This is a genomic window from Streptomyces sp. SP18CS02, assembly GCF_036322365.1.
GTDB lineage: Bacteria > Actinomycetota > Actinomycetes > Streptomycetales > Streptomycetaceae > Streptomyces.
Genome location: NZ_JAQYXC010000263.1, coordinates 137,082 through 152,911 on the forward strand (window position 1 = coordinate 137,082; position 15,830 = coordinate 152,911).

Consider the following 15,830-nt stretch of genomic DNA (forward strand, 5'->3'; position numbering starts at 1 on the left):
GGGGAGGACCGGATCAAGTGACCCAGAGGAACGCAGCGCTGAGAGCCACCGCCGTGCTGGCGGCTCTCGCGGCGACCGCGGCGATGTCCGGCACGGCCCGGGCCGGCGAGACCCCGCCCGCCGCCCCCGCCGGATCCGCCGGATCCGCCGGATCCGCCGGATCCGCCGGATCCGTCCGGGCCGGAGCGGCCGCCCAGGACGACGCCGCGCACGGCGTGTCGGAGGGCAGGCACGACGGCCACGTCATCGACGGACCCTTCAGCGCACAGCAGGAGCAGCAGCGCCGGGCGGCCCTGGAGCAGGTGCTGAACGGCACGGCGAAGGTCGAGCGCCACGGCGGCTCCAAGGTGGTGAAGCTCGGCGACCGGAAGTACGTCGAGCTGGGCAGGGAGCGCACCGACAGGATCTTCACGATCCTCGTGGAGTTCGGCGACAAGGTCGACAGCACCACGATGTACGACCCCGACGGCCCGAACGGTCCCGCGCCGCCGGTCCTGAAGTACGGCGGCACACCGGGCCCGCTGCACAACAGGATCCCGGAGCCGGACCGCACGAAGGACAACTCGACCGACTGGCGGGCGGACTACAACCGCGAGCACTTCCGCGACCTGTACTTCGGCGGGGGCGAGGGGGTGGAGTCGCTCAGGACGTACTACGAGAAGACCTCCTCCGGCCGGTACTCGGTCGAGGGCGAGGTCTCGGACTGGGTGAAGGTCGAGTACAACGAGGCCCGCTACGGCTCCGACTACTGCGGCGGCAACAACTGCCCCAACGTCGAGGACCTCGTCCTGGACGGCGTCAACGCCTGGGTCGCGCGGGAGAGGGCGGCCGGCCGGACGGACGCCCGGATCAAGGCGGACGTGGCGCGGTTCGACGAGTGGGACCGTACGGACCACGACAACGACGGCGACTTCGAGGAGCCGGACGGCTACATCGACCACTTCCAGATCGTCCACGCGGGCGAGGACGGTTCGGCGGGCGGCGGCGCCCAGGGCCCCGACTCGCTGTGGGCCCACCGCGGCTACGCGTACAGCCGTGACGACGGCGACACCGGTCCGGCGGGGTTCAAGGCCGGTGGCGTCGCGGTCGGCGACACCGGCCTCTGGGTCGGCGACTACACGATGCAGCCGGAGAACGGCGGCCTGGGCGTCTTCGCCCACGAGTACGCCCATGACCTGGGCCTGCCCGACCTGTACGACACCAACAACGTGCCGGGGGCCGAGAACTCGGTCGGCTTCTGGTCGCTGATGTCGTCCGGCTCGTGGCTGGGCGCGGGCAAGGAGTCCATCGGCGATCTGCCCGGCGACATGACCGCCTGGGACAAGCTCCAGCTGGGGTGGCTGAACTACGAGAAGGCCAAGGCGGCGACGGTGTCGACGCACACGCTGGGCGTCTCCGCGTACAACACCGGGAACCCGCAGGCGCTCGTCGTGGAGCTGCCCAGGAAGACCGTCACCACCCCGGTGGTCCGGCCCGCCGACGGCACGACGCAGTGGTGGAGCGACTACGGCGACAACCTGTCGAACACGCTGACCCGCACGGTCGACCTGACGGGTGTCTCCTCCGCCTCGCTGGAACTGGACGGCTGGTGGGACATCGAGAAGGACTACGACTACCTGTACACCCAGGTGTCCACGGACGGCGGCGCCGGCTGGCAGTCCGTCGACGGCACGGCCAACGGGGAGCCGATCACCCGTGACGGCGGTGACAAACCGGCCCTGACGGGCGTCTCGGAGACGTACCAGAGGCTGGTGTACCCGCTGGACGCCTACGCGGGGAAGAAGATCGGCATCCGGTTCCGCTACAGGACGGACGGGGGTGTGGCCGGCAAGGGCTTCGCCGCGGACGGCATCACCGTCAAGGCGGACGGCGCCGCACTCTTCTCGGACGACGCCGAGGGCGGGGACAACGGCTGGGCCGCGCGCGGCTTCACCCGGGTCGGCGAGTCCGTCACCGGCGAGTACCCGCAGTTCTACCTCGCGGAGAACCGTCAGTACGCCGGCCACGACAGGACCCTCGAGGCCGGCCCGTACAACTTCGGCTTCAAGAAGCCGATGGACAACTGGGTCGAGCACTACGCCTACCGGCCCGGTCTGATGGTCTGGCAGTGGGACACCTCACAGCGCGACAACAACGTCACCGAGCACCCCGGTCAGGGGCTGCTGCTTCCGGTCGACGCCCACGCGACGCCGATGAAGTGGGCCGACGGAACGCTCATGTCCAACAAGATCAGCCCGTACGACGCGGCCTTCGGCTGGTATCCGACGCCCGGCTTCACCCTGCACAGGCAGGACGCGCCGACGTACATCAGGCCCCAGGCGGGCAACCCGGTCTTCGACGACCGCAAGGGCGTCTACTGGTACGCGGAGAACAAGTACGGCAGTGTGAGGACCACGGACACCAACACCCGTATCGCCGTCGTCGCCCAGCCGCCGAGCGGCTCGACCATCGTCGTGAAGGTCGGTCCGTCCACCCGTTGAGACCCCGGTGACCTGTCCCGTCGGGCCGTGAACGGCCGCCGCCCGCTTTTGCGGCGGCGGCCGTTCCGGTTGCCCGGATTCCGGATAATGCTATCCGCATAAGGTATTTGACTGAGCAAAGTCAAGATCTGTTTTTTTTCGCGTATCTCCGTTCCAATGTGTTCACTTGTGGCGCGCTCCGCACGCGGATAACACTTCGACCCCCCATCCGCGGATCGCGGGCGCGGGGGAGGAAACATCAAGTGACCAGCAGAAGACGGGCGTTTCGCACGTCTGCGGTGATCGTGGCCCTGGCCACCACCGCCGCTACCGCCTCGGCGTTGACCACGGCGCAGGCAGACGACCGCCCTACCACCGGCATCGAGCGCCATGACCCAGCGCCCAACGCCGATGTCCCGGGGCACGACCACGCCGCCAAGGTCGACCACGACCTCGACGGCCCTTACAGCAAGCAGCAGGAGCAGCAGCGCCAGGCGGCCCTGGAGCAGGTCCTGTCCGGCGACCTCACGGTGGAGCGCAGGGGTGCCTCCAAGGTCGTCAAGCTCGACGACAAGAAGTACGTCGAGCTGGGCCGCGAGAAGACCGACAAGATCTTCACGATCCTGGTCGAGTTCGGTGACAAGGTCGACAACACCACGCTGATCGACCGCGCGGACGACGGCAAGGACCGCACGCTGAAGCCGAAGTTCGGCGGCACGCCCGGTCCGCTGCACAACCAGATAGCCAAGCCGGACCGTTCGAAGGACAATTCGACGGCCTGGCAGGCGGACTACAACCGGAAGCACTTCCAGGACCTGTACTTCGGCACCGGCAAGGACAAGAAGGGGCAGCCGAAGCAGTCCCTGAAGACCTACTACGAGAAGACCTCTTCCGGCCGGTACTCGGTCGCCGGCGGCGTCTCGGACTGGGTCAAGGTCGACTACAACGAGGCCCGCTACGGCTCCAACTACTGCGGCAGCAGCAACTGCGCCAACGTCTGGGACGCGGTGCGCGACGGAGTGACCGCCTGGACCGCCGACCAGAAGGCCAAGGGCCGTACGGACGCGCAGATCAAGGCGGACCTGGCGCAGTACGACCAGTGGGACCGCTACGACTTCGACAGTGACGGCAACTTCAACGAGGCCGACGGCTACATCGACCACTTCCAGATCGTCCACGCGGGCGAGGACGAGTCGGCCGGCGGCGGTGTCCAGGGCACCGACGCCCTGTGGGCCCACCGCTGGTACGCCTACGGCACCGACTCCGGCAAGACCGGCCCGGCGAACAACAAGTCCGGTGGCACCCAGATCGGCAAGACCGGCATCTGGGTCGGCGACTACACGATGCAGCCGGAGAACGGCGGCCTGGGCGTCTTCGCCCACGAGTACGGCCACGACCTGGGCCTGCCTGACCTGTACGACACTTCGGGGAAGCCGGGCGCCGAGAACTCGGTCGGCTTCTGGTCCCTGATGTCGGCCGGTTCCTGGCTCGGTACCGGCAAGGACTCCATCGGCGACCTGCCCGGCGACATGACCGCCTGGGACAAGCTCCAGCTGGGCTGGCTGAACTACGAGAAGGCCAAGGCGGCCACCAAGTCCAAGCACACGCTGGGCGTCTCGGCGTACAACACCAAGAACCCGCAGGCGCTCGTCGTCGAGCTGCCGAAGAAGAAGGTCACCACCCCGGTTGTCAAGCCGGCCCAGGGCTCCAAGCAGTGGTGGAGCAACATGGGTGACGACCTCAAGAACACCCTGACCCGCTCGGTCGACCTCACCCGCAAGTCCAAGTCCAAGGTCAAGCTGTCGCTCGACGGCTGGTGGGACATCGAGAAGGACTACGACTACCTCTACACCGAGGTGTCCACCGACGGCGGCAAGCGGTGGACCGCCCTGGCCGGTACCGCCGACGGCAAGGCCATCCCGGCCGACGCCAGCGGCGCTCCGTCGCTGACCGGCGCCTCCGGCGCCTACCGGAAGCTGGTCTTCCCGCTGGACGCCTACGCCGGCAAGAAGATCGACCTCCGCTTCCGCTACCAGACCGACGGCGGCGCGGGCGGCAAGGGCTTCGCGGCCGACTCCATCACCCTGACGGCCGGCGGCGCCCCGGTCTTCTCGGACAACGCCGAGGGCGGCGACGCGGGCTGGACGTCGAAGGGCTTCTCCCGCATCGGCGAGTCCCTCACCAGCGAGTACGAGCAGTACTACCTGGCCGAGAACCGTCAGTACGTCTCGTACGACGCGACCCTCAAGGTCGGCCCGTACAACTTCGGCTTCGCGGCCCCGAAGGACAGCTGGGTGGAGCACTACCCGTACCAGACCGGTCTGCTGGTCTGGCAGTGGGACACCTCCCAGAAGGACAACAACACCGCTGTCCACCCGGGCCAGGGCCTGATCCTGCCGGTCGACTCCCACGCCAAGCCGCTGAAGTGGTCGGACGGCAAGACGCTGCTGCGCAACAAGATCCAGCCGTTCGACGCTCCGTTCAGCCTGTACCGCACGGACAGCTTCACGCTGCACAACGCGGGCGTTCCGCTGCGGATCAAGTCGCAGGCATGCAACCCGGTCTTCGACGACCGCAAGGGTGTCTACTGGCACGCCGAGAACCCCCAGGGCAGCGTCAAGGTAACTGACACCAACACCCGGATCTCGATCGTCAAGCAGCCTAGGGACGGCCAGACGATCACCGTTCAGGTGGGCCCGTCCTCGAAGTAAGAGCATCACTGCAGGTCACTGCATGATCGGCCGTCGCCCTCTAGCGGGCGGCGGCCGATCGTGTTTAGGTGCGTCTACCAGGTTCTTATTGACACGCCATCTCATGGGGGAGAGGTCCCGACATGCCCGGCGGAGGTTTCTGCACATTGCCAGGCGGCAGCGTGGTGGTCGCGCTCGGTCTGCCCAGCCCGGTCGGCGACGGGTCCACGGTCCGGATCCTCGTCCACGCCGCCAACCGCGCCCGCGCCCTGACCAGGCTGCGCAACCTCGGACTGCGCGCCGTCTACCTGCGGGGCAACACCCACCCGCCGACCCCCGACGAGGTCACCGCGGTGCTCCATCACCCGGACGGCCTGCTGTGGCGCACCAGCCCGCAGTGCGCCGCCGAGCTCTGGCACCCGATACGGGCGCTGCTGAGGCCCTGAGCGCCCGGGGACACGACGCGGACCCGCCGCCCCGGACGGGACCGGGGCGGCGGGGCCGGGAGACGGCCTCAGGCGGCCTCGGGCGGCCTCAGACCACCGGCTTGCCGGTCAGCCGGACACCGGCCTCGCGCAGCTCCTTCAGGGCCCGCCGGGTGGTCTCCGGGGACACGCCCGCCGTCAGGTCGAGCAGCACCTGGGTGGTGAAGCCCTCCCGGGCGGCGTCCAGGGCGGTCGCGCGCACGCAGTGGTCGGTGGCGATGCCCACCACGTCCACCTCCGTCACCTCGCGGTCGCGCAGCCACCGGGCCAGGGGGATGTCGTTCTCGTCGGTGCCCTCGAAGCCGCTGTACGCCGCCGAGTAGGCGCCCTTGTCGAAGACCGCGTCGATCGACCCCGAGGCGACCGCCGGGGCGAAGTTGGGGTGGAAGCCGACCCCTTCCGTACCGGCCACGCAGTGCACCGGCCAGGAGTCGACGTAGTCGGGCTCGTCGGCGAAGTGGCCGCCCGGGTCGATGTGGTGGTCGCGGGTGGCCACCACGTGCTGGTAGACGGCCCCGGCGGCCTCGCCGACCAGGTCCGTGATGGCGGCGGCGACATCCGCGCCTCCCGCCACCGCGAGGCTGCCGCCCTCGCAGAAGTCGTTCTGAACGTCCACGACGATCAATGCGCGGTGCATGGCGGTTGTCCTTCGGTGGGGGAGTGGTCGGTCGGGAGGCGTCGGGCATGTGTCACTGGAATGGGGTCGAGCCTAGAGACTCGGCCCGCCCTGCGGGAGGGGGCCCGGGAGCTTGCCCGCCGAGTCCGGCGGATATTCCGCCGGAGCCCGGCCCGACGCGTCGCTCCTGGGCCGTTGAGGACCGGATCGGGAGGGTCTGGCCGCTCGGTGACCGGTGGTACGGGTATCTCCGGCAACCTTCGGGATACCGCCGGTAACACGGGAATCATGTCGGTAGGTGATCTCTCGTCACGGTGAGGAATGGTCTCAGATGTATTCGGTGGGGATGACCGGCTCGCCCCGGGAGAGCTGCATCGCCGACATGGGGAGCGAGGCCAGCGCCCGGATGTGCCGTTCGCGCGCGGTCTCCAGCGGTTCGCGCGCCACGACCTCGCCGCCCTTGATCAGCTCCACCAGCAGCTGCCGGTCCGCCAGCGCGTCCGGGACCTGGCCGGTGCCGATGACCTCGGCCTCGGCGATCCCGTCGGCGTCCGGCCGGCGCGCCGCCCACTTGCGGCCGCCGATCGAGGTCTTGCCGCTCTGCGACTTCTTCGCCACCGGGTGAAGGGGCGCCTTCGGGTCGGCGGACCCGGCCCGGGCGACCAGCTTGTAGACCATGGAGCAGGTGGGGTGGCCGCTGCCGGTGACCACCTGCGTGCCCACGCCGTACGCGTCCACCGGCGCCGCCGCCAGTGAGGCGATCGCGTACTCGTCCAGGTCGGAGGTGACCACGATCTTCGTGTCGCGGGCGCCCAGCTCGTCCAGCTGCTGGCGGACCCGGTGGGCGACCAGCAGCAGGTCGCCCGAGTCGATGCGGACCGCGCCCAGGTCGGTCCCGGCGATCTCGACCGCGGTCCGGACGGCCTCGGCCACGTCGTAGGTGTCGACGAGCAGCGTCGTGCCCCGGCCCAGGGAGTCCACCTGTGCCTGGAACGCGTCCCGCTCGGTGTCGTGCAGCAGGGTGAAGGCGTGCGCGGAGGTGCCCACGGTCGGGATGCCGTAGCGGAAGCCGGCGGCCAGGTCGGAGGTGGAGTGGAAGCCGCCGACATAGGCGGCGCGGGACGAGGCGACGGCGGCCAGCTCGTGGGTGCGCCGGGCCCCCATCTCGATCAGCCGCCGGCCGCCGGCCGCCGCCGACATCCGCGAGGCGGCGGCGGCGATCGCCGAGTCGTGGTTGAGGATCGACAGGATGACGGTCTCCAGCAGCACGCACTCCGCGAAGGAGCCCTCCACCCGCAGGATCGGCGAGCCGGGGAAGTAGACCTCGCCCTCGGGGTAACCCCACACGTCACCGCTGAAGCGGTAGTCGGAGAGCCACTTCAGCGTCGGCCCGTCGACGATGTCCCGCTCGCGCAGGTAGCCGAGGACGCCCGGGTCGAAGCGGAAGTTCTCGACGGCGTCCAGGACGCGTCCGATGCCGGCCACCACGCCGTACCGCCGTCCCTCGGGCAGCCGCCGGGTGAACACCTCGAAGACCGATCTCCGGTCGGCGGCCCCGCCCCGCAGGGCCGCCTGGAGCATCGTCAGCTCGTACTGGTCGGTGAAGAGCGCGGTAGACGGCACGTCCACCGGCAGCCCGAGATCCGCAGTATTCATACGTGGATGCTACCCCCGAATACTCGTCAGAGTGACGATTTCTCGGGCCCGTTTGTGCGTTCCCGCACCCCCAGTGGCAGCATTGGGTAAGTGAGTGTTGCTCCCGTAGAGATCGAACGCACCGAAGCGGCCGAAGAGAGTTTCGCCGTCACCGAACCCGATGTGCCGTGGGTGACGATCGTCCACAACGACCCGGTCAACCTCATGAGCTATGTCACCTACGTCTTCCAGACGTACTTCGGCTACTCCAAGGACAAGGCGCACAAGCTGATGCTCGACGTGCACCACAAGGGGCGGGCCGTGGTCTCCAGCGGCACCCGCGAGGAGATGGAGCGCGACGTGCAGGCGATGCACGGCTTCGGCCTGTGGGCCACCCTCTCCCAGGACCGCACCTGATGAGCGGCCACTTCGAGGCGCTGCCCGACGGGGGCGCGGCCGTACTGCTCGACGAGGTCGAGATCTCCATCCTCCGCTCGCTCGCCGTCCAGCTGCTGGAGCTGATCGGTCCCGGCGACGCGCCCGCCCAGGGCGAGGACCCGCTGGCGGCGCTCTTCGCCGAGGGCCCGAGCGAGCCGCCCGCCGATCCGGCGCTGGCCCGGCTCTTCCCGAACGCCTACTCCGACGAGGACGAGGAGCTGCGCGCCGCGTCCGCGGAGTTCCGGCGGTTCACCGAGCTCGACCTGCGCTCCCGCAAGCGCGAGGACGCCCTCGCCGTCGTGCGGAGCCTGGACGGGCTGACCGTCGAGGAGCGGGGGGCGGGCGAGGCCGGGGCGACCCTGCGGCTGTCCGGCGAGGACTCCCGCCGCTGGCTGGGCGCGCTCAACGACCTGCGCCTGACCATCGGCGCCCGGCTGGAGGTCGCCGACGAGGACGAGAGCGAGGACCTCTACCGGCTGCCGGACTCCGACCCGCGCAAGCCGATGGTGATGGCCTACCTCTGGCTCGGGGCCCTCCAGGAGACCCTCGTCGAGACGCTGATGGGCCGCTGAGAGGTCGCTGAGCGAAGTGTTCGCTCAGCGGACGCTCAAATCCGCATAACGATCGCATTACCAAGAAGCCCCTCTTTGATCCAAGGAGGGGCTTTTGTCCGCTTCTTCCTGTGGTCTGCGCCACAGTGGCGCAGACCGATCATTGTGACGGCCGTGATAAATCTTCACGACCGCTCGGGGACGCCACCCATGTCCCCGAGGGCGCTTCGGCCGGCAGACCGCCGGTGGCACTCCATTCACATCCGGGGGGATCAGGACCTGATCCGCAGTCGCACCAGTCGACGCGGGTCAGCATGGAGAAAGGCGCATCAACCATGACCTCAGTGCGGGTCGACAAGCAGCACGACGGCAGTGAGGCCGCGGAAGACGGTTCCGGCGAGGGATATCAGAGGGGCCTGGGAGCCCGTCAGATCCAGATGATCGCGATCGGCGGCGCCATCGGCACCGGTCTGTTCCTCGGCGCGGGCAAGGGCATCTCCAAGGCCGGCCCCAGCCTCATCCTGGCGTACGCCATCGCCGGTCTTGTCATCTTCTTCATCATGCGGGCGCTGGGCGAGCTGCTCATGTACCGCCCCGTCTCGGGCTCCTTCTCCGAGTACGCCCGTGAGTTCATCGGCCCCTTCGCGGGCTTCGTCACCGGCTGGACGTACTGGCTCTTCTGGGTCGTCACCGGCATCACCGAGGTCACCGCGGCCGCCACGTACATGACGTACTGGTGGGACATCCCGCAATGGATCTCCGCCCTGGTCTTCACCGTCATCCTGTTCGGCGCGAACCTCATCTCCGTGAAGCTCTTCGGTGAGCTGGAGTTCTGGTTCTCGATGGTCAAGGTCACCGCGATCATCGGCATGATCCTCATCTGTGCCGGCATCCTCACCATCGGCTTCTCCGACGCCGGCGAGACCGCGTCCGTGACCCACCTGTGGGCCGACGGCGGCTTCTTCCCCAAGGGCATCGGCGGCACGCTGATGACCCTGCAGCTCGTGATGTTCGCCTTCCTCGCCGTCGAGCTGGTCGGCGTCACCGCCGGCGAGTCCAAGGACCCGGAGAAGACCCTCCCCAAGGCGATCAACACCGTGCCGTGGCGCATCGCCGTCTTCTACGTCGGCGCGCTGATCATGATCCTCTCGGTGGTGCCCTGGACGCACTTCCAGCCGGGCGTCTCGCCGTTCGTCGCCGCCTTCGAGAAGATGGGCCTCGGCGTCGGCGCCGCCATCGTGAACTTCGTGGTGCTCACCGCGGCGCTCTCGTCCTGCAACTCCGGCATGTACTCCACCGGCCGCATGCTGCGCGACCTCGCGCTCAACGGCCAGGGCCCCAAGGCGTTCACGCGGCTCACCCGGAGCGGCACCCCGCTGATCGGCACCGCCTTCTCCGCCGGTCTGATGCTGGTCGGCGTCTGGATCAACTACCAGTGGCCGGGCGACGCCTTCAACTACGTCGTCTCCTTCGCCACCATCTCCGGCATGTGGGCCTGGATCATGATCCTGGTCAGCCAGCTCCGCTACCGCGCCAGGGCCGACCGCGGCGAGCTGCCGCAGTCGCCGTTCAAGGCGCCCGGTGCCCCCTGGACCAGCTGGTTCGCCCTGCTGTTCATCGGCATGGTGATCGTGATGATGGGCATCGACAAGGACGCCCGCGTCTCGCTGTACTGCGCCCCGCTGTGGGCCCTGATCCTCGGTGTCTCGTACCTGGTGCTCAAGAACCGCAACCCGGAGGGCGCCGCCTTCACGCGCCGCTGACCCCGGGCCCGCCCCGGCCGGTCCCGGTCCGCGTCCCGGCATTCGGGCCCGTCCGTACCACTCCTCGGTACGGGCGGGCCCCTCTGCTTATCCTGATGCGCATGCTCACCCTGACTCGCGACCTGTACGACCAGATCGTGGCGCACGCGCGCGCCGACCACCCGGACGAGGCGTGCGGTGTGGTCGCCGGCCCGGCCGGCTCGGGACGCCCCGAGCGCTTCGTCCCGATGCTCAACGCCGCCCGTTCGCCCACGTTCTACGAGTTCGACTCGGCGGACCTGCTCAAGCTCTACCGCGAGATGGACGACCGCGACGAGGAGCCGGTCATCGTCTACCACTCGCACACGGCGACCGAGGCCTACCCGTCCCGTACCGACATCACCTACGCCAACGAGCCCGGCGCCCACTACGTGCTGGTCTCCACCGCGGACACCGACGACGCGGGACCGTTCCAGTTCCGCTCGTTCCGCATCGTGGACGGCGAGATCACCGAAGAAGACGTCAAGGTCGTCGACGCCTACTGAACCGCGCTGGTCAGCGCAGTGCGATCCGGATACTGGGCGGTTTGCGTCCAGCATGCGGGATCACACTCCGGCACCCGCAGGGGGAATCGATACGATGACCGCATGGTTCCCCATGACGTGAGCGCACGGACGCCGAGCAGGCCGCTGCTCGCTCCGCTCGCGTACGCCCGCAGCGCCTCCGCCCTGCTCGGGGCCTTCGGATGCGGAGCGGCGCGGCTGCACGTCGACCTGTGCCGGCTCGCCAGCGCCATCTGTACGCGCTGCGCCGCCGCCTGAGCCGCGGCCCGCCGAGAACCACCCCAGCTCCGCCGGGCGCCGCCGCGCCCACAGGCACCACCGCACTCCCGCGTCACGTACCCGCCCCTTCCGACAGGAGCCCACGCCATGGCCATCGAGGTCCGCATCCCGACCATCCTCCGCACCTACACCGACGGCGCCAAGGCCGTGCAGGGCAGCGGAGCGACCATCGCCGACCTCCTCGCCGACCTCGAGACCCGGCACGCCGGCATCCGGGCGCGGATCGTCGACGGCGACCAGCTGCGCCGCTTCGTGAACGTCTACCTCAACGACGAGGACGTCCGCTTCCTGGACGGCATCTCCACCAAGCTGGCCGACGGCGACAACGTCACGATCCTCCCGGCGGTCGCCGGCGGAATGCGCTGATGCGCTACGACAGCCCTCTCGCCGCGGTCGGCAACACCCCGCTGGTCCGCCTGCCGCGCCTGTCCCCCTCGGAGGACGTGCGCGTCTGGGCCAAGCTGGAGGACCGCAACCCGACCGGCTCGATCAAGGACCGCCCGGCCCTGCACATGATCGAGCAGGCGGAGAAGGACGGCCGGCTCACCCCCGGCTGCACCATCCTGGAACCCACCAGCGGCAACACGGGCATCTCGCTCGCGATGGCGGCCCGGCTCAAGGGCTACCGCATCGTGTGCGTGATGCCCGAGAACACCTCCCAGGAGCGGCGCGACCTGCTCACCATGTGGGGCGCCGAGATCATCTCGTCCCCCGCGGCGGGCGGCTCCAACACGGCCGTGCGGGTCGCCAAGGAACTCTCCGCCGAGAACCCGTCCTGGGTGATGCTCTACCAGTACGGCAACCCCGACAACGCCGGTGCCCACTACGCCACCACCGGCCCCGAGATCCTCGCGGACCTGCCGTCGATCACCCACTTCGTGGCGGGTCTGGGTACCACCGGCACCCTCATGGGCGTCGGCCGCTTCCTGCGCGAGAACCGCCCCGACATCAAGATCGTCGCGGCCGAGCCGCGCTACGACGACCTGGTCTACGGCCTGCGCAACCTCGACGAGGGCTTCGTTCCGGAGCTGTACGACGCCTCCGTCCTCACCACCCGCTTCTCGGTCGGCTCGGCCGACGCCGTGACCCGCACCCGGGAGCTCCTCCAGCAGGAGGGGATCTTCGCGGGCGTCTCCACCGGTGCCGCCCTGCACGCCGCGATCGGCGTCGGCAACAAGGCGGTGAAGGCCGGCGAGAGCGCCGACATCGTCTTCGTCGTCGCCGACGGCGGCTGGAAGTACCTGTCCACGGGCGTCTACACCGCCCCGACGACCGAAGCGGCCATCGAGACGCTCCAGGGCCAGCTCTGGGCCTGACGAGGCCGCACCGGGTGCGCGGGGGAGGGCCCCGCGCACCTCACGCCGCCAGGTGACGGACCTGGTCCCACACCAGCGGGTCGACGGGGCCCACCCGGCGGCGGAACTCCCACACCGGCACGTCCCGCAGCTCGTCCGTCTCCAGGAAGCTCGGACGTCCCCCGGCGTCACCCACCGTCCCCGGCCGCAGGGCGATCACCGCGGCCCGGTCGTCGTGGTACTTGCTGGTGATCTTGGCGACGAGCGCGGTGCCGCCCCGTACCGACAGGACCAGGCACGGCCGGTCCTTGGAGCCCGGCCCGTCCTCGTACGGCACGTCCGCCCACCAGATCTCACCCGGCCGGGGCCGCGGCTCCGGGGCCTCGCGGGGCCCGGCGGGCCGCCCGGACGGCCGCGTCGAAGGACGGGCCGGCGGGCGCGTGCGGCCACCGGGGCGCCGGGCACCCCGCCGCGCGCCGCCCGTACGGCGCGCACCGCGCCCCACGCCGTCGGCCACCGCCGCGACCAGCGCGAGCACCACGACGGCGCCGAGCGCCAGCCACCAGGACGTGTCCATACCCCAGGACGTTACCGGCGCCGGCGCCGCCGCGCGCACTCGCCCCGCGTCCATCCGAACCGGTGACAGCACAGGTGAGTTCCCCCACAACGGGCCACCGCGAAGGAGCGACCGGCGCCGCCGCGCCTTACGCTCGACGCACCGCACGACCTCCCCCCGCCAGCGTCTTCTCCCGCTCCCGTCCACGGAGGTTCACGCTCCATGAAGCTCACCGTCGTCGGCTGCTCAGGGTCGTTCCCGTCGTCGGAATCGGCCTGTTCGAGCTACCTCGTAGAGGCCGACGGCTTCCGGCTGCTCCTCGACATGGGCAACGGCGCCCTGGGCGAGCTGCAGCGCCACATCGGTCTGTACGACCTCGACGCCATCTTCCTCAGCCACCTGCACGCCGATCACTGCATCGACATGTGCGGGTACTTCGTGGCCCGCTACTACCGGCACGACGGAGGCCGCTGCGCCGCCCTGCCGGTCTACGCCCCCGAAGGCGCCGAACAGCGGCTGACCACGGCCTACGCGGACACGCCCTCCGACAAGTCGATGAGCGAGGTCTTCGACTTCCACACGCTCAAGGCGGGCTCCTTCGCGCTCGGGCCCTTCCAGATCCGTACGGAGAAGGTCTGCCACCCGGTCGAGGCGTACGGCATCCGCATCGAGCACGCCGGCAAGTCGCTCACGTACTCCGGTGACACCGGCGTCTGCGACGCGCTCGACGAGCTGGCCGCGGGCAGTGACCTCTTCCTGTGCGAGGCGTCCTTCACCCACGGCAAGGAGGACATCCCCGCGCTCCACCTCAACGGCCGGGAGGCCGGCGCGTCCGCTGCCCGGGCCGGCACGGGGCGGCTCGTCCTGACCCACATCCCGCCGTGGACCGACGGCCGGAAGAACCTGGCGGACGCCCGCGAGGTCTACGGCGGCCCGGCGGAACTGGCGTACCCCGGCGCGGTCTACGAACTCTGAGCACGGGCACGGCGCGCGCTCCCGGGCGCACCGCACATACGGGAAGGCCCCGGAACCGTTCACGGTTCCGGGGCCTTCCCGTATGTCGGGGCGGGGGTTACTTGGCCTCGGCCTTCAGAAGCTCGGCGAGCTCCTCGTCGGACTCGCGGCCCGGTGTCGGCAGATTGAACTTGGTGATCGCGAAGCGGAAGACCACGTAGTAGACCGCCGCGAAGCACAGACCCACCAGCACCAGCATCCAGGGCTTGGACGCGATGCCCAGGTTGAGCAGGAAGTCGACCGCGCCGGCGGAGAAGCCGAAGCCGTCCTTCATGCCGAGTGCCCAGGTCAGCGCCATGGAGACACCGGTCAGCACCGCGTGCATCGCGTACAGCACCGGCGCGATGAACATGAAGGTGAACTCGATCGGCTCGGTCACACCGGTGACGAACGAGGTCAGCGCGAGCGAGAACATCATGCCGCCGACGACCTTGCGGCGCTCGGGGCGGGCGCAGTGGACGATCGCGAGACAGGCCGCCGGGAGGGCGAACATCATGATCGGGAAGAAGCCGGTCATGAACTGGCCGGCGGACGGGTCACCGGCCAGGAAGCGGGCGATGTCGCCGCTCTTGCCCTCGTACGAGCCGGCCTGGAACCACGGGAAGGAGTTCAGCAGGTGGTGCATGCCGACGGGGATCAGCGCGCGGTTGGCGACACCGAAGATGCCCGCGCCCACGGCGCCGGAACCGACCAGCCACTCACCGAAGTTGTGCAGACCCGTGCCGAGGACCGGCCAGATGAAGCCGAAGACGATGCCGATGACGAGGCCCGCGAAGGCGGACAGGATCGGCACCAGGCGGCGGCCGCCGAAGAAGCCCGCCCAGTCCGGCAGCTTGGTGCGGTAGAAGCGCTGGTAGAGAAGCGCCACCACGATGCCCATCACGACACCGCCGAGGACGCCGGCGTTGACGGGGGCGTCGACATTCACGATCTTGCCGTCGACGACCTTGGCGACCTGCGGCAGGTTGCTGTCGGTGAAGGTGGCGAGGACGTTCTTGAAGACCAGGTAGCCGGTCACGGCGGCGAGCGCCGTGGAGCCGTCCGACTTCTTCGCGAAGCCGATCGCGATGCCCACGGCGAACAGCAGCGCCATGTTGTCGAGGATGGCGCCGCCACCGGCGGACATGTAACCCGCTATCTTGGTGACGAAGGTCGGGAACGACTCGCGCCCCAGCATGTCGCCGTTACCGAGCCGGACCAGCAGCGCGGCTGCGGGCAGCACGGCGACCGGCAGCATGAGGCTGCGGCCGATGCGCTGCAGGACAGCCATGGCTCCGGCGCCCTTCTTCTTCTCCGCCTCGGGCGCGGCGGTGTCCGTGGACATCAACTTCCTCCAGTGGGCAAGGCGCCGCCCGGGGAAGCTGAAGCTGCGGGGGACGGCGGCGTCTCAGGGAACGCGCGGCGCTGAAAAGGCCGCGTGGTCTACACCAATAGTGGTGTAGACCAGTTTTAGCACGGTCGGGGATAGATAAGGAACCTTCAATTAGGTAACGCCCCTCGCACGCGG

General features: G+C 69.5%; 15 protein-coding genes. 11 read left to right on the forward strand and 4 right to left on the reverse strand.

Annotated features, from left to right (window positions below; translation table 11 throughout):
- Positions 1–17 precede the first annotated feature (17 nt).
- The 3 genes from PUR26_RS07280 to PUR26_RS07290 all read left to right on the forward strand — a co-directional run bounded on the left by PUR26_RS07280 (position 18) and on the right by PUR26_RS07290 (position 5,595).
- Positions 18–2,480, forward strand: coding sequence for an immune inhibitor A domain-containing protein (locus PUR26_RS07280; RefSeq protein WP_329870364.1), 2,463 nt, complete (start codon positions 18–20; stop codon positions 2,478–2,480).
- A gap of 242 nt (positions 2,481–2,722) precedes the next feature.
- Entirely contained in the window at positions 2,723–5,170 is a 2,448-nt protein-coding gene (locus PUR26_RS07285) for an immune inhibitor A domain-containing protein (protein WP_329870366.1), read from the forward strand.
- 122 nt (positions 5,171–5,292) lie between these two features.
- Positions 5,293–5,595: a hypothetical protein gene (locus PUR26_RS07290; RefSeq protein WP_329870368.1), complete on the forward strand. Its 303-nt coding sequence runs from the start codon at positions 5,293–5,295 to the stop codon at positions 5,593–5,595.
- Positions 5,596–5,683: 88 nt separating this feature from the next.
- Here the strand turns inward: PUR26_RS07290 and PUR26_RS07295 are convergent, their stop codons facing one another.
- Positions 5,684–6,271: an isochorismatase family protein gene (locus PUR26_RS07295; RefSeq protein ID WP_329870370.1), complete on the reverse strand. Its 588-nt coding sequence runs from the start codon at positions 6,269–6,271 to the stop codon at positions 5,684–5,686.
- Between the two features lie 306 nt (positions 6,272–6,577).
- On the reverse strand, positions 6,578–7,906 hold the full coding sequence (locus tag PUR26_RS07300) for a nicotinate phosphoribosyltransferase (protein ID WP_329870372.1): 1,329 nt from the start codon (positions 7,904–7,906) through the stop codon (positions 6,578–6,580).
- 90 nt (positions 7,907–7,996) lie between these two features.
- On the opposite strand from PUR26_RS07300, the gene clpS reads away from it, so the two are divergent.
- The 7 genes from clpS to PUR26_RS07335 all read left to right on the forward strand — a co-directional run bounded on the left by clpS (position 7,997) and on the right by PUR26_RS07335 (position 12,774).
- Positions 7,997–8,302, forward strand: coding sequence for an ATP-dependent Clp protease adapter ClpS (clpS, locus tag PUR26_RS07305; RefSeq protein WP_329870374.1), 306 nt, complete (start codon positions 7,997–7,999; stop codon positions 8,300–8,302).
- Positions 8,302–8,895, forward strand: coding sequence for a DUF2017 domain-containing protein (locus PUR26_RS07310; RefSeq protein ID WP_329870375.1), 594 nt, complete (start codon positions 8,302–8,304; stop codon positions 8,893–8,895). The genes clpS and PUR26_RS07310 overlap by 1 nt, the downstream gene beginning before the upstream one ends.
- Before the next feature lie 314 nt (positions 8,896–9,209).
- Complete coding sequence (locus PUR26_RS07315) at positions 9,210–10,637, forward strand: amino acid permease (protein ID WP_329870377.1); 1,428 nt, start codon at positions 9,210–9,212, stop codon at positions 10,635–10,637.
- A gap of 101 nt (positions 10,638–10,738) precedes the next feature.
- Entirely contained in the window at positions 10,739–11,161 is a 423-nt protein-coding gene (locus tag PUR26_RS07320; RefSeq protein ID WP_329870379.1) for a M67 family metallopeptidase, read from the forward strand.
- Between the two features lie 102 nt (positions 11,162–11,263).
- A complete protein-coding gene (locus PUR26_RS07325; protein WP_329870381.1) occupies positions 11,264–11,437 on the forward strand; it encodes a putative leader peptide in 174 nt (57 codons plus the stop codon).
- Positions 11,438–11,545: 108 nt separating this feature from the next.
- A complete protein-coding gene (locus PUR26_RS07330) occupies positions 11,546–11,824 on the forward strand; it encodes a MoaD/ThiS family protein (RefSeq protein WP_329870383.1) in 279 nt (92 codons plus the stop codon).
- Positions 11,824–12,774: a PLP-dependent cysteine synthase family protein gene (locus tag PUR26_RS07335; protein ID WP_329870385.1), complete on the forward strand. Its 951-nt coding sequence runs from the start codon at positions 11,824–11,826 to the stop codon at positions 12,772–12,774. The genes PUR26_RS07330 and PUR26_RS07335 overlap by 1 nt, the downstream gene beginning before the upstream one ends.
- Before the next feature lie 40 nt (positions 12,775–12,814).
- Here PUR26_RS07335 and PUR26_RS07340 read toward each other — a convergent pair whose 3' ends face one another.
- Entirely contained in the window at positions 12,815–13,330 is a 516-nt protein-coding gene (locus PUR26_RS07340) for a type II toxin-antitoxin system PemK/MazF family toxin (RefSeq protein WP_329870387.1), read from the reverse strand.
- Between the two features lie 201 nt (positions 13,331–13,531).
- Between PUR26_RS07340 and PUR26_RS07345 the strand changes: the two genes are divergently transcribed.
- A complete protein-coding gene (locus tag PUR26_RS07345) occupies positions 13,532–14,284 on the forward strand; it encodes an MBL fold metallo-hydrolase (RefSeq protein ID WP_329870389.1) in 753 nt (250 codons plus the stop codon).
- A gap of 97 nt (positions 14,285–14,381) precedes the next feature.
- Here the strand turns inward: PUR26_RS07345 and PUR26_RS07350 are convergent, their stop codons facing one another.
- The gene (locus tag PUR26_RS07350; RefSeq protein ID WP_329870391.1) at positions 14,382–15,647 is read right to left on the reverse strand and encodes a PTS transporter subunit EIIC; all 1,266 of its coding nucleotides are present in this window, start codon (positions 15,645–15,647) and stop codon (positions 14,382–14,384) included.
- Positions 15,648–15,830: the final 183 nt, after the last annotated feature.